The 14,819-nt window shown below is 32.7% G+C and carries 16 protein-coding genes; 9 read left to right on the top strand and 7 right to left on the bottom strand.

What is annotated here, in order from left to right:
- Positions 1 to 136 precede the first annotated feature (136 nt).
- The 7 genes from ACIQ2L_RS11495 to ACIQ2L_RS11525 form a co-directional block, all read right to left on the bottom strand.
- Positions 137 to 1,654, bottom strand: coding sequence for an ATP-binding protein (locus ACIQ2L_RS11495; protein WP_396158912.1), 1,518 nt, complete (start codon positions 1,652 to 1,654; stop codon positions 137 to 139).
- A 4-nt stretch (positions 1,655 to 1,658) separates the two neighbouring features.
- Entirely contained in the window at positions 1,659 to 2,459 is an 801-nt protein-coding gene (locus ACIQ2L_RS11500; RefSeq protein ID WP_396158914.1) for a hypothetical protein, read from the bottom strand.
- A gap of 14 nt (positions 2,460 to 2,473) precedes the next feature.
- Positions 2,474 to 3,727 carry a DNA methyltransferase gene (locus tag ACIQ2L_RS11505; protein ID WP_396158916.1) on the bottom strand — a complete coding sequence of 418 codons (1,254 nt, stop codon included), beginning with the start codon at positions 3,725 to 3,727 and terminating at the stop codon, positions 2,474 to 2,476.
- Positions 3,717 to 5,999, bottom strand: a complete 2,283-nt coding sequence (locus ACIQ2L_RS11510; protein WP_396158918.1) for a hypothetical protein — start codon at positions 5,997 to 5,999, stop codon at positions 3,717 to 3,719. Before ACIQ2L_RS11510 ends, ACIQ2L_RS11505 begins: the two co-directional genes overlap by 11 nt.
- Before the next feature lie 42 nt (positions 6,000 to 6,041).
- Positions 6,042 to 6,548, bottom strand: a complete 507-nt coding sequence (locus ACIQ2L_RS11515; protein ID WP_396158920.1) for a hypothetical protein — start codon at positions 6,546 to 6,548, stop codon at positions 6,042 to 6,044.
- On the bottom strand, positions 6,545 to 7,777 hold the full coding sequence (locus tag ACIQ2L_RS11520; protein ID WP_396158922.1) for an AAA family ATPase: 1,233 nt from the start codon (positions 7,775 to 7,777) through the stop codon (positions 6,545 to 6,547). Before ACIQ2L_RS11520 ends, ACIQ2L_RS11515 begins: the two co-directional genes overlap by 4 nt.
- A gap of 75 nt (positions 7,778 to 7,852) precedes the next feature.
- The gene (locus ACIQ2L_RS11525) at positions 7,853 to 8,254 is read right to left on the bottom strand and encodes a hypothetical protein (protein WP_396158924.1); all 402 of its coding nucleotides are present in this window, start codon (positions 8,252 to 8,254) and stop codon (positions 7,853 to 7,855) included.
- 1,024 nt (positions 8,255 to 9,278) lie between these two features.
- On the opposite strand from ACIQ2L_RS11525, the gene ACIQ2L_RS11530 reads away from it, so the two are divergent.
- From ACIQ2L_RS11530 to ACIQ2L_RS11570, 9 genes are all read left to right on the top strand, one after another.
- Positions 9,279 to 10,463 carry a S41 family peptidase gene (locus tag ACIQ2L_RS11530; protein WP_396158926.1) on the top strand — a complete coding sequence of 395 codons (1,185 nt, stop codon included), beginning with the start codon at positions 9,279 to 9,281 and terminating at the stop codon, positions 10,461 to 10,463.
- Positions 10,464 to 10,474: 11 nt separating this feature from the next.
- The gene (locus ACIQ2L_RS11535; RefSeq protein WP_396159047.1) at positions 10,475 to 10,633 is read left to right on the top strand and encodes an AAA family ATPase; all 159 of its coding nucleotides are present in this window, start codon (positions 10,475 to 10,477) and stop codon (positions 10,631 to 10,633) included.
- A 272-nt stretch (positions 10,634 to 10,905) separates the two neighbouring features.
- A complete protein-coding gene (locus tag ACIQ2L_RS11540; RefSeq protein ID WP_396158928.1) occupies positions 10,906 to 11,148 on the top strand; it encodes a hypothetical protein in 243 nt (80 codons plus the stop codon).
- Positions 11,145 to 11,462, top strand: coding sequence for a type II toxin-antitoxin system RelE/ParE family toxin (locus ACIQ2L_RS11545; protein WP_396158930.1), 318 nt, complete (start codon positions 11,145 to 11,147; stop codon positions 11,460 to 11,462). Before ACIQ2L_RS11540 ends, ACIQ2L_RS11545 begins: the two co-directional genes overlap by 4 nt.
- A 313-nt stretch (positions 11,463 to 11,775) precedes the next feature.
- Positions 11,776 to 12,078: a nucleotidyltransferase family protein gene (locus ACIQ2L_RS11550; RefSeq protein ID WP_396158932.1), complete on the top strand. Its 303-nt coding sequence runs from the start codon at positions 11,776 to 11,778 to the stop codon at positions 12,076 to 12,078.
- A gap of 17 nt (positions 12,079 to 12,095) precedes the next feature.
- Positions 12,096 to 12,407 (top strand): DUF86 domain-containing protein, encoded by a 312-nt coding sequence (locus ACIQ2L_RS11555; protein ID WP_396158934.1) that lies wholly within the window; start codon positions 12,096 to 12,098, stop codon positions 12,405 to 12,407.
- Between the two features lie 484 nt (positions 12,408 to 12,891).
- Positions 12,892 to 13,443, top strand: a complete 552-nt coding sequence (locus tag ACIQ2L_RS11560) for a hypothetical protein (protein WP_396158936.1) — start codon at positions 12,892 to 12,894, stop codon at positions 13,441 to 13,443.
- A 366-nt stretch (positions 13,444 to 13,809) separates the two neighbouring features.
- Positions 13,810 to 14,340, top strand: coding sequence for a hypothetical protein (locus ACIQ2L_RS11565; RefSeq protein WP_396158938.1), 531 nt, complete (start codon positions 13,810 to 13,812; stop codon positions 14,338 to 14,340).
- A gap of 312 nt (positions 14,341 to 14,652) precedes the next feature.
- Positions 14,653 to 14,802, top strand: a complete 150-nt coding sequence (locus ACIQ2L_RS11570) for a hypothetical protein (RefSeq protein WP_396158940.1) — start codon at positions 14,653 to 14,655, stop codon at positions 14,800 to 14,802.
- Positions 14,803 to 14,819: the final 17 nt, after the last annotated feature.

The following is a 14,819-nucleotide window of genomic DNA, read 5'->3' on the forward strand; positions in this document are numbered from 1 at the left end:
GCGCTTTAGGCAATACATTATTGAAAATATTTCAAGTATTGTTTCTAACTTTCCAAATGTCAATCAAACTTAAATCTACAATGAAAGCTATATAACCAGAAGGTTAATTGACAATCAGTAAAACAAAAAAAGATAATTAAATGCTATGCTTTTCAATTTCAAAAGGAATTCTCAACAATTTATCTTTGAAATCTTTAATTGTATCTGGTTCAATTTTTCCAATCTTAAAATAGGTTTTCCATTCTGCGACTGCATCATATACACAATGCCTGATAAAATTTAAAATTGATTCCTTATTTTTCAATTGCATCCAATGAGGATGATTTTTATTAATTAAGATATATACAGACTCTTTAGTTCTTATTGAATCAATAATTACATATGGGTCATTTGGAGACATACCATCTGACAAATAGATATAAATTGTTAAATCCTTTATTTTTGCTTTTAAAGAAGGTTCGACTTTTTTAGTTACAGATTGAAGTACAGCAATATTCGAATCCTTTAATAGGTCGTCTGATGGAACATCATAATTGGTTATTAAATCATCAAATTCATCTGAAATAATTTCAGATTCAAACTCATTTAAAGCAATCATAGAATCATCATCTTTGGTGCTTCTTTCGTCTGACTGGTATTTTCTATATGAAAGTGCCAATCTTTTGTAATCAGCTAATTCGTCAAATAATTTTGCTTCTAATTCATCTTTGTCCTGATCTTCATACAATATTTCATCTTTAGTATGACTAACCTCAAAGCCATCAAGTTCAATTTCACCTACTAGTCTTTGATTTACAAGGTCATTTGAGCCACCTTCTTGTCCGCCAAATAAAGTTTCAGGTCTATAAGAATCTGGAAACCCTATAATAACTCTATCTGATTGAAGTATAGTGAATCCAGCATCCATTCTGCTCCCTTTTTCCATTACTCCTGCCCAGCCTTTAACAGTTTTATCCCCAATTTCAAAATTGAAACTATGTAATACTCTTTCTCCCTCTGGTGTTAGTAATAATCTATTTTGAATGAGGTCATAATCCCATTCCAACTTATTACCTTGAAAATAAAGTTCGAAATTATAATTATTAAAATCTCTCCTATACATAGAACTTAAATAGGTCTTTACTCGACCAGCTGTCCTTTTTATAATTTTTCTGTTAAGATGTCTAATCTCAATTGTAGTGTAATGCTCCCCTAAAGGCTTACTAATTCTTTGATGATTTAAATCTAAATGACTACTTGCAATTTCATCAACATTAATAGTTATTGATTCTTCAAATTCTTCACCTAACTTTTTTGTTCGAACAGTCCACATATCTCCAAACCAACAAGCAGCAGTTTTCATACCAATTCCATATTTTGATCTACCTCCCTGGTTTTTAGGTGGTTTACCAACAATAACTGCATCTTCTAATTCCTCTGCCGACATTCCAATTGAATTATCTTCTATCAAAATATAATCACCATTTAAATCTGTAGCAAATGTTATTTTAACGGTTAAATTTTTCCCTTCAATTCTCAAAACGGGTTCAAGAATACTTTCATTATTAAAGTATGATTGTGTCGAATTATCAATAAATTCAGCTAATGCATACCATGCGGTATAAGATAATCTCTTATAAGAAGTAATTATTTCTGGTCCAAGTTGAAAGTTCATAATTTTAATTTATTTGAAAGTGAAAATTACCGATTGTATCTTTATATAAATAAAATGTAGAAGAAGCAGATAATGGATTTATAGATCCCGTAAACCTCAAAAAAGTTGACTCCTTATTAATTACTTTTTGCCACAAAGTAATTTTTTGATTGAAAAGAATTTGAACTTCATCAACAATATCCTTGATAACTGTTGGATCACGAATTTCAAGCAAGTTTGGTATTGAGGGGTGATATTTACAGTGACTTTCACTTACAGAAACTATCGGATATTTGCCATCTAATCTATATAAATGAAATCCTTTAGTATTTTTAAACACTTGAAAAATAAAAATTTCACCACCTAATTTTTCAATTTCTTTTGCCCATTCAATTTTTGGCTCGTCAACCATAACTAATACCTTTGGTGCATTATTTGATATTAAGTCGATTGTAAGCTTTTGGTCTATATCGATATTACACTCTTCTTTTACTTTTCTAGTAATGTACTTAATCATCATAAATGGATTATAATCACCATTTAAAAACGTTTGTACCTGTTGTTTTACATGGTTAAAATTATCAGTTCCAAGTTCAACTTCTATAATCCACCAATCTTTATAATCATTTTTAATCAAAGCTAAATCTGCCCTGTTTTTTTGAGGTCCATCAGCAACAGTTTGTTTATAGCTAAAAGCCATATAATCTGGAAAAATGTGCTTCAAATGTTGCTTAATATTTTTCTCAAATTCTGTCTCACCATAATATGCCACCGAATTTAATTCATTGTACCAAGATTCATCGAATGTTACAAGGACTTTAGACATAAATTTTTATTTTTTTAAACTCCTATAAAATATTTTGTTAACTCAATAACAGAATCTATGTTTAGTTTCTCAATATTGTGTTTATTTTCAAACTTTTCAAATGGATTTATATCCGATAGTATTACAATTCTGTCCGTAGAAGTAGCAATTCCTTTTTTATCACCCCAGATTCTGGTTGTTTTATCAGTACTAGTAATGACATCATTAATGCACCACACATTTTTAAAGATTTTATTTTCCATAATCATTAAACAAAATTCCCTTGCTAATGGAATAACACTATTTTTTGATTTCGCGACATCACCAATAACAAAAACTGCGACACCATCCTCCTTCAAAAATTCTTTCAGTTCCTTAATTGCCAATTTAGAAAATTCAATCCATCCGTCTAAATTTAAATCATCATCTAATTCTTCCGACACAGCAATTGGATCCTGATCCATAAACCACGAACGAATCCAATTTTGTTTAGCATAGTTCACAATCCCTAAATAGGGTGGCGAGGTCAATATTAAGCTTGCAGAATCTTTGTAAGGCTGCAACTCGTCATATTTCGATAACGACTTGACATCTGCCTTCATAATTAAACCTTCACCTCCTAAAGATAAATGTTTTTTAAACATTCTGGTTGTTTTTTCTTTTAATAAACTGAAAACATTTCTTTCAAATCTATTAAGTTGATTTGTTTGAACAAATCTCCTTACATACTCAGGAGACATGCTGAATGTGTTTGGCATATCTATCGAAGCATATGCAGAGGTAGTGTCTTTTCGCTCTCCACCATGTAAAATTCCTAATGTAATTCCAATTAGGTATTTATCAACTTGTTTTTCTGACTTCAATAATTTTCTCCGCAAATAACAAAGTTGTGCTAAAGTTTTTGGGTGAAAAATTAAATGAATTTCATCAGATTGAGCAATTGCTTCTGGTTGATATAATGCATAATCATATTTGCTTTCAAGTTCATCAATTCTTGTAAAGATTTCTTCTGTACTAAGATTATAGTTTTTAGCCTCACTAAGAGCAAGAGCAATTGGATTTAAATCTGTTGCTAAAGTATTTCTATTTAATATTCTAGCTTCCAATGCGGTAGTTCCTCTACCTGAAAAAGGATCGTAAACGAGCTCGCCTTCATCTGAAAAGTACTTTATAAAGTAATTTGCTAAGGGGGCAGGGAAAGCTCCTAAATAGGAGCACATAGAATGCCAGGAATCAAAATCTCGGGCACTGAGCATTGACCATGGTGTTTGTAGGTGATCAATTGTCATTCTCAACATTTTCGGTTATTATCACTTGGAAAAAATCATTGATTAACTCAACAATTGTTTCACAGGCATTGGCTAAATCGGCACTTTTTATTGCATCAATATTTTCTTGAGAAATTTGATTGCCGTCTTCATTATTTAGTCTTGTTTCAATTTTGTTTTGACTTATCATAAAGGCACAGAACCCAACATGTTCTCTATACCTATTTTTAATTGACTCGACAGCTTCCATGCTGTATTGCTGTGCGCGAGTAATTATTTTTGTCAAGTGTTTATTCGAGTCATTTATAAAAATATCTACAGAATCGTTGCTAATGTCTACATCAGCTACAGTATCATAATTCCAACCGGATTCTTTATAATAGGCCTCATCTTCGTTAATATTATGAATTTGAATATTTGGTATATTTTTATCACCACCTTTTTTTGAATCTCCATCTGTAGCTAATTCTATAGCCTGAACTTCTAAGTTACTACTAAGTGTTTTTTGTTTTGGTGGGCGAAGCTCTAGGGTAATATTTCCTTTTGTTCCAGGTTCCACATCTTCTCTGCATTTAAAGTATGCAATTCCATATCCATCAATAACTCTTGCTGACCCCGTAAAACTGCCAAACGAATGTGGTTCAATTACTGCCAAAAATGCGTCTGGATTATTAAAATAACTTGGATGAGCATCAGTTTTGAATTTAATACTAAAAGTTTTTCCAATATATATTTCTTTGCCTTCTTCTGTAGTAATCTCTAAAAAAGTTGGTGGATCACTAAAAGGAATTGGAACCTGCTTTTTGGTCTTAACGGATTCCTTTGTTTCGGAAGCTTTTACTTCAGTACCGCCACCGTTTGCTTTAAAATAAACGTTTATTCTATTTGCAAGTTTCTTTCTGAGTTTATCTAGAGATTCAGTTATATCCTTTTTAAGATAACGGTCTTTCCTCTCTTTATCTAATAATTTTAATTGATCATCCTCTTTTAGAGTATCAATAGTTAGTTTTTTTAGTTCTTCAAGAATAGAAGTATCTCTTAATGATTCCCTAGTACTACTGAATAAATGTCTCTTGGATTCATTGTCTAGTCCGTCACATTCAATTTGCACTACTAAATACTTTTCGATAAATGGTAACTTTAAATCCCCTTTAATAATAGAACTTGGAAGTGTACCTTGCTTTTGTCCGTTGAATGTAATAATAATTGGCTGAGATGGTAAACAATAATTCTTTATTCTATCCATTGGTTTATCTGAACCTTCTAATGTTAAGACCCAGTAGTAGATTCTTACTTTTCCATCTTTAAAAGTTAGATTTACCTCATTTTGATATTGAGTTAAGTTCTTTTCATCACCCCCACCTTTACTCAATCTTCGGTTATTACCAAAAATACTGCGGTTTTCTACCTTACCATTATTCAAATCCTTTTTTCGCTCGCCACTTATTGTTACTGGTATGACGGGGTCAAATAAGTAGTGATGAGCTAAATACCACAGAGATGATGTCGGTCCCGTAATTTTAGCAGTATATTTTCCAAGGTCCATTCCAATATGTCGTATTAACGTACCATGATTAAAAAGACCTTTTGAATCCTTTAAGTTGAATGGTTGACCAGTGCTTTTATTGATGCAGTATTCAAACCATTCCAATTTATCAGAGTCAACATTACCAGGATTGATTCGCACAATTGTCCAACTAATTTCGTTTTTAACGTTTTCTTCTCCAAGAGCAGGTTTAGAAATTATTATTGTATAATTGTTATATGAGAGTGCTGTCGATCCACCTTGACCGTAAGCACCCATCAAAAACAACTTTGAAATTTTATTCTGACCATGAAGGCTTAAAATAGTTTTTGAAAAATCGTCAGCTTTAACCCCAATACCATGATCACGGATTTCAACTGTTGGATAATTTTCTCGTTCAGAATCTCTAAGCGTTACTTTTATTTTTTTTGCAAGTTCTTGTATTTTTTTATCGCTTGCATTTTCGACATTTTTTAAGCGTCCTTCCTCCAAATCGAACCAGGTTTGCGAAGCCATTCTTGGGCTATTTATATTATTTGGTTCTCCTTGAATTTTCCATTCGAGTTCCATCACGGCATCTATGGCATTAGTTAGCCTTTCTGCAAGTCCAGCGGCAGGATCTGTACCTATATTGATGGTTGCAATATTATCCTTGTAGCCTCCGACTGGAGTCCAATCAACACTATATTCGTCGATTAGTGTTTCTAAAACATCTGTTACCTCCTTTGCGGTATTTGCGCTAAGCAATTCATGAAACAATTTTTCCATACTATAATTTTAAAGGGTATGCACCCAAACTTTCTCATATATTTATAGGAGAATTATTCTATTCTCAATTCGAAGAATATAGCCGGTTTCTTGTGCAAACTTTTCCATCCGTTCCGTTTGGCTTTCTTTAAACTTAGGATGTTCACTGTTGGCTATATAAGCTTTCTTTTCGGTAAAATCTTCTGCAGCATCGGTTCGTTCAAAATGACCAATCGTAACCCTAATTTGTTCTTCCGCAGTCTTAACCCAATCGGGTCCCAATGCTCCCCGTTGCTTTAATTCAACAAAAATGATAGTGTCATTATACGAAAGGATTCCTTCACAACGCTTTTCTGGTTTTCCACTTGGCTTTCGAACATCTATACAATTGTCCACCGCAGTAAAAGTACAATAGTATTCATACTCATTAATCACTACTGCTATCCATTTTGCACCATTAGCTTCATCAATATAGGCTGGGTTTATGGCAGGTGGCGGATCATCACATAATCCAAATTTTTTCCTGCTGGAGTGCGTTTGGCATCCTGCATCCATAAAATTTAAACTCATAACTTTTGCTGTATTTCCAGTAGCCTTGCAAAAAGCTCATTAGTTTCGCCAAGTCGTTCATTAAGTTTGTTGTCGTCCGAAGGCATCCCATGATAATCCTCTAACAGCGAAATAGTTCCTTCTGCCTCTTCCATCTCATATACTACAAGATCATCGCCATTTAAGACCGATATAATGGGTACAATTTGCTGCACTTTTCGAAGCATATCATAATCATTACTATTTAGTCTTTTAACCAGCGTATGCGCTTTCACTGCTAGGGTTAGGTAATTTAAAAGATAGGGGCTGTGAGTTGTTATAACTAATTTGTTATTATCATTTTGGTTGCTAAAGCGCACAAGAGTATTAAGCACCTCCCGTTGCGAAGTTGGGAAAAGGTTTTGTTCTGGTTCTTCGACGATATTCAAAAAGGCAGAATAACTGCGTTGCGCTGATAATAGTTGTAACTGTGCTCGTTTCACATCCTCAGACAATGTTGGATCACTCATAATATCCTGTACCTGTAAAAACAGATTCCTTTCTTCCTCTAGACTAGTATGTTTGGTAGAATGGTCACGCTTTCTAAAAAGAGAATCTGCCAAATACGAACTGACCATATAAAGCGGTACAAATGATTGAAAGCCACTTGAAGCTTCAGTAAGGTTAACAGTATAATCTTTACCTTTTATTCTAACGATATTGCTAAACTTTTCATATTCAAGTTGGGCATTATTGATAGGTAAATCTACCATTCCGTCCAAAGAATCAATCTCATCCAGGGCATCAAAATATTCATCAGCAAAGGTATAAAGCGTGCTAGGCAGGCCTTTTAAGTTTCTCACATTTCTAACCGAACCAACCAAATTTCTCTCTGCTGGCACGTACATAATTTTTGGAAAGGAATAACCATTCATGAGATTTCTTTTAATAAATACATCATCGCTATTAATATCATAACGAATGCTAAAAGCCTTTCCGTGGTATTCAATCTCGGTAGTATCTTTAAAGTAAGATCCGATGTTTTGGTAAGAGCAGTGAATCTTAAATTCTTCCTTTGTCAACGAAGTAAAATCACCTCTCACTAAAGCTTTTTCAATCCAAACTATGGTAGAAATTAACTTTGCGACAGTACTTTTTCCCGAACCTTGATTACCTATAAAAACGGTAACACGTTTAATTTCAAGCCATCCCTCGCTAACTTGCAACCCTGTCTTGATAGGTCCGAAATTTCTAATTCTAATTTTGCTCATAATTGTTTTGATAACGTGGGTAAATTTAAACAAAAAATTATTAAAATTCCGATGTTTTATAATGTATGTACTACCTTATTTAAAGTTATGTGAAAGAGGGCGTTTTTGGTTTCTTGCTATACTGACACACCCGTTAAGATACCTGATATGTTGGTGCACCCAAACTTGAGATAAATCGCGATTCGTAGCGTCATTAGGATGAAATGGAGTTAAAGAAATCTTGTGCCTTTTTAATTCACGGCACCATGATTGTAAAAGCTTACTATCAAAATACATCGCTAGATCATGAGCAAATTTGTTGCGAATTTTGTTCGCCAGCGTTAAATCTTCTTTGATGGTTTTATCAATCAAAACAAGGTAGTAGCACATCGTAATTTTGTTGTTAAAGATTCCCAATGGATGATTATAATCCTGTAACCTTTCAACCTCTTTTTTACATTCAGATAAAAATGCCAAAAGAATATGGGCAAGTAACATTTCTAGAAATGTAGCACCTACGTTTTCAATGCTTCTATCACTAGTTTCAGTATAAGTAAACAGTTCAGGAAATTCAAAAAGGCCTTATTCAAATCAAAATAACGTTCGGTATCTTTGCCCGTTAAAATATTGTTAGTGTTAAAAGTCATATAAATAAAATCAGAATTTTAGGTATCTTTACAAAGTCAAAATATACAAAATTATGAATGAACTTGGAAGACTTTTATCCACAAGATTAAAAATCGCCTGCTCCCGCGCGATTCCTATCGCGTGGTAGTTACTCCCGCTCTACGAAGTTGCCCTTCGGAACCCCAACTGGTGCTCGTCTGTGACGAGTACCTACTTAAATTAAAACAAAAATGGTAGCATTTGTAATGCGGATAACTAAAATAAACAGTCATTTCGACCCGATAGCGCGGATTTGCAATCCGTGCCAGTAATAATATTGAACTTTAATTTATTGATTACTATACCAATAAAAAAATATAGCGTTGACTGTACTTTTATTTATAATCTATGTGGGCACGGATTGCAAATCCGCGCTATCGGAAAAGAAGTTAGAGTTAGTTATGCCGTTCCCATAAATTTACAATAATACATTATAAACATTACAACAGCCGTTACAAGCACTACCTAAACCAAACTTAAATGGAAGGAGAATTCCCAAGCCTACTTGATCGATTTAAATCGACGACCATTGATACCCCAACTGGTGCTCGTCTGTGACGAGTACCTACTTAAATTAGAACAAAAATCATAGCATTTGCAATGCGTATAACTACAATAGAAATTCCGCTCTCCTAAGTCTCCCTGCGGAGCAATAAAATAGAAAACAAGACGTTATCAACGTTTTGAACTTTGACAAAGTTTATTTCAAAAAATTAGTATTATTTTTGAAAGTAAAAAAAGAATAAATATTCGCTTATACCCCCAAATTGGGGTAGATATACTTAAGTTATTACGAGTATTTAGGAATGTTAGTGGCTATTTTGGCGAAATTCCACACTTCAATAGACAAAATAGAATGAAAATTTTTATAACCATTTTGACAATACTTATTTCCAACGTAACTTTTGGACAGACAAAATATGAAAAGGATTTTAATGAATTTTGGAACGACATAAATAATAACTATGCTTATTTTGACCAGCAACAAATAAATTGGCAGAAAGTAAAAGAAATTTATCAGCCGCAAATAATCGAAATAACAAACGATAATGATTTTATTCGTTTTTTAGAGAATATAATAAACGAGTTTCATAATGGACATATTTCATTAAACACAAACTTGAATTCATCAAACAGGATAATTCCAAGTGGACAAGATATGTTTGTGCAAAAACAGAATGAGAAATTTATCATAACAGATTTGAAAAAAGAATTTAGAGCAGAAAAATCAGGTCTGAAAATTGGAGATGAAATTTTGCTTTTTAATGGCAAACCAGTTGCAGAACAAGTTGTACAGTTTTTGCCAAAATATACAACTCAACATACAGACAAAATGTATAAGTATGCAATCAATATGCTATTTGCAGGGACACATAACATAAAGCGACAAATTACAATAAGGAGAAATGGAAATCAAATTAATATCAACCCAGATAGTTTGAAATTAACCGAAAATAAAAATTTGGTTGAAGCAAAAATTCTAAATAATACAACAGCATACATTAAAATAAATGACGCATTGGGTAACAATAATACCATTGAAGAATTTGACAAAGCCATTGATAGTATTTTACAATACCAAAATTTAGTAATTGACTTAACACAAACACCAAGTGGCGGAAATTCGACAGTTGCAAGGTGCATAATGGGACGATTTATAAATAAAACATTGCCTTACCAACAACACGAATTTGACGAAAAAGAATTTGACACAAAAAGAAAATGGGTTGAATATGTTACACCAAGAAAAATTCAATTTAAAGGAAATGTTTTTATATTAGTTGGACATTGGACAGGAAGTATGGGAGAAGGAATTGCTATTGGTTTTGACGGTATGAAAATAGCAAAAATTATTGGAACTGAAATGGCAGGTTTGTTAGGAGCAATAAATGGTTTTATGATGTCAGAAACAAATATTGGTTTTCAAATTCCAACGGAACGACTTTATCATATAAACGGAACACCAAGAGAAAATTACAAACCAACTATTTTGACGAACAACATTGACGAAACACTTAAAAAAATGTATGAGATAAAATAGAAACTTCTACCATTCATTTCTATGGAATAAATAATCCTATACAATCATCCTATGAATTACTATGGAGAGAAATAAAAGAATGGGAAAATAATTCAGGTATTACGATTCAAAATACATTGAGACGAATCCTTGAAAACTATTTCAGTATCCCAACTAGTGCTCGTCTGTGATGAGTTCCCTCGCTCCCGCTAACAATGTCCTTAAATTAAGGGTTTACTTGTCATTCCGTCTCGTCTTCTGGGACGAGAGAGGAATCTCAGTTGCCATTTTATAAAAAAGGTTTTTATTGTTCCGTAAAACCTATATATTGACTTCATAATTAATTAAAATCAGTTCGGATGGAGGGTTTTTAGAAGAACTGTCGTTGGTAGCAAGCAAAAAAAACGTAAAATGAAACGTCTTATTTGATATAATTCGTAATTTTGATAAAAATATTTTTGTCATGGATATACAAAGTAGAAAAATAGAATTTGTGCAAGCGTTCCTTAAACTACAAAGTGAAGAAGTTATTTCTCAATTTGAAAATTTATTGAAAATGAAATCTACTAGTGAATTAGAACAAGAGCAAAGTTTTAAACCTATGTCAATAAAAGAATTCAACGAAAGAATTGATAAATCAGAAAATGATTTTAAAAACGGTCGCTATAAAAGTACTTCCGAGCTTTTAAGGAAATACAATTCATGAGTTATAAAATAGTTTGGTCTAATTTTGCTGAAAGTGAACTTGACAAAATTTTCGAATATTATATTGAAAATGCAAGTAGAAAAGTCGCTGAAAAAATACTTCAAAACATTTTAGCAGAACCCAATAGACTTATAGAAAATTCAGAAATGTTTCAATATGAAGAATTATTGATTGATAGAAATGATAATTACAAATATATAGTTTGTGGCAATTACAAAATCATCTATTCAGTCGATATAGAACAGCAACTCATAAAAATTGCTGACGTTTTTGATACTCGTCAAAATCCAATCAAAATAAAGCGTAATAAATAAATTGCCAGTTACCAATCGAGTAGACTTGCCATAAACTGACAGGGAGATCCTCTCACAACTGGTGCTCGTCTGTGACGAGTACCTACTTAAACTAAAACAAAATGGTTGCATTTGCAATGCGGATAACTAAAATAGACAGTCATATCGACCAACTGGAGAAATCACATAAAAAGAGTAACTAATGAGATTCCTCCTTTCCCGAAGTATCGGGAGAATGAAATATTGATGGGGATTATCCGCCACTTCTTGAAGCCACGGGAACGTTATAACCAATACAATTTTGACATTTGATTGAAATGAGTTACATTTGAGCATGAAAATTGAAGAACCTAAAATAAAGCAAATTCAAGAACTTTGTAAAGCCAGCAATGTTAAGTCACTCTTTGCCTTTGGTTCAGTTACGAGAGAAGACTTTAATGAAAACTCAGACGTAGATTTAATTGTAGACTTTGATGAGAAAGATCCATTTAAATACACAGACCTTTATTTCGGGTTGAAATCGAAACTAGAAGAAATACTAAAACGACAAGTTGATTTATTGGAGGAGAGAGCCATAAGAAACAGAATATTTAGACAACAACTCGAGAATACCAAGATTAAAATATATGGATATTAAAATTAAAACTTGGCTCGTTGACATCCATCAGAGTATTGTCGAAAATTTTTCTATTTCTTGGTGAGAGTAGAGATTTCATAGTTTACAAGTCCGACCTTAAGACAAAAAAAGCTGTAGAAAGAAACCTAGAAATTATAGGAGAAGCTGTCAGTAGAATTTTAAAAGAAGACAATAACTTTCAGTTGAAAAATGCTAAGAATATTATTGGTACGAGAAATAGAATAATCCACAGCTATGACAATATTTCGGACGAAGTTATTTGGACAATTGTTTGCCGAGAATTACCAGACCTAAAAATTCAAGTGGAAGAATTGTTACGTGAAGCATAGCCCCCCCTGCCGCGCGACTATAGCAAAGCGACTGGCGTAGCATTCCTGTCGCATAGTAGTTACTTCCCCCCGCTGCCGAGCGAATCTTTCGCGTGGCTAAGTAAAAAAATAGCGGCAAAGAGATCCGAGAAACAATAATTCATAGCTAAAGTTATACCCTTAAGGATGATTTTAAGAACCACGCGAAAGATTCGCGCTGGAGCGACGGGGGCTCAAGTAAAAACTGTTTATGAAATAAAAGAATTAGATAATGACTTTTTTGAAGAAGATTAACAATTTTCCTCTCTACTACACCTAAAAAATTGACTTAACCAATCCTTCCGAAGATTTGTAAGAATTAAATCTTATTTTTGAGAAAGAAAAAGTGAAGTAAACCGCTGTATCTAAAATTCTTTTAGATTAGTTTTGAGAAATAATGTTTCTGTTTTAGACAAGTTGTTGGCAATGTAGCACCAACTGCAAAAAAGAAAATAAAACTTTAAAAATGAAAAAAAATAATACAATTTATCCAATTCTGATTATAATAACACTTTTGTTTCACTCTTGCGTATCCGTAAAGCTTCCATCAACAGAAATTCCTAAAAATATTGAAATGTCTGGAGAAGAAGGAATTGTAATAGGCGCAATAACTATTGACAAACGTAATTACACTAATGCTGCCCGTTTTTTTTACGGAGAAGAAAATATCTCACCAGGTGTTAAATTAAGCGTTGTTAGTATTGTACCTCCACAAACTTGGTATGTTCATTTTGAACCTGATTTGTTTGACGGTAATAAAGCGGTCCATTATTTTAAAATCAAAAAAGTAAAAGGAAAATACAAATTCTACGCAAGGACTACATTTAGTAATGGTGTTCAATATGCTGAGACAATGACTTACAAACTTGATGTTCCATTTGAAATAGAGAAAGGGAAAATAAAATATATTGGTGAAATTAATTGTTTGTATGACCAATCATATGAAGTAAATGATAAATCTGAAAGAGATTTGCCAAAACTTAAAGAAATGTTTCCAACTATAAATATTGAGAAATAAAAGGCATACAAAAGTGGTTTCTCCAACGCGAATCATTCGCATGGTAAGTCCAAAAAAATAGTATTTTACAAGTATGTATTTATACTGTAGTAGTAAATTAAAATGTTGACCGCTCCCGAGCGATTCCTATCTCGTGGTAGTTACTCCCGCTCTAAGAAGTCGCTTAGCGGAGCAATAAAATAGAAAACCTCAACGTTGTCAACCTTTTGAACTTTGACAACGTTTATTGAAAATTATAGTATTTTTGAAAATAAAAATGGAAATAAACATGCAAATATCTTACCAAATAGGGTGTATAGATATTTAGAAAATGGGACTATGAGGTAGTTGTGTGCAAGTTTTAAAACCGTTTAAATAGAAAAATAGATGAAAAAAAATTCAATTGATTTTATAATTATTTTGATAGCTTTCCTAAACTTAAGTTGCCAAAAAAACAATAAAAAAGATATAGGAGACAATAATCTTCAAACAGCTAAATTCGCTGGAGTTTATAAATATGGAGACAGTCCAGAAAAAGGTCCAACTGGACAAATAACTATATACCCAGAATCTGATAATTCTATCTTATTTTACATAGATATTTCTAGAGGAGCTCCATCTTACAACATGGGTAATCTGTATGCCAGAGTTAAAATAAAATCTAATAAAGTAATATACTATGTTAAGTATGAAGAGAATGAAAATCCTTGCAGTTTTACACTTGTTTTTACTAAAGATAAATTAACTATTAAGACTGCAAAAGATGGATATGATTGCGGGTTTGGGGGAAATGTTATCGTTGATGGAAAATACTATAAAGTTAAGAATGCAAAATTTGATAATTTTATAGACATGACTGGAACGAAATATTTCTTTGCAAAAACAAAACCAGAGGATTACGAAAAAATTTTAAAATAAAAACTGCCCCCCTCCCCCGCTCCCGTGCGACTAGAGCAAAGCGGCTGGCGTAGCATTCCTATCTCGTGGTAGTTACTCCCGATCTAAGAAGTCGCCCAGCGGAGCAATAAAATAGAAAAGTACAATGTTATCAAGCTTTTGAACTGTGACAAGGTATACTGAAAATTATAGTATTTTTGGGGATAGAAAGGGGAATAAACAGTCGGAGTTACCAGGCGCTATCGAGGATATTTTGAAAAAACATAGACAATCAACGATTTTTCAATAACTAAAAAGTTTGTTTATATTTGTTGATGCAAAATCATTTGAAACATGAATTACACAATGTCCTTTCGGGAAAGAGCCAAGTTAGGTTTGGAACAATTATCCAATCAATCGCCAGTTACCTTAACGATGGCGCGTCATCAAGCACAATCATTGAAGACGAAAAGCACTTCAAAAAACAAGAAACAAAGAGATTAGAAAGTTATATTTCTGAA

It is taken from the genome of Flavobacterium sp. (assembly GCF_044369455.1).
Lineage (GTDB): Bacteria > Bacteroidota > Bacteroidia > Flavobacteriales > Flavobacteriaceae > Flavobacterium.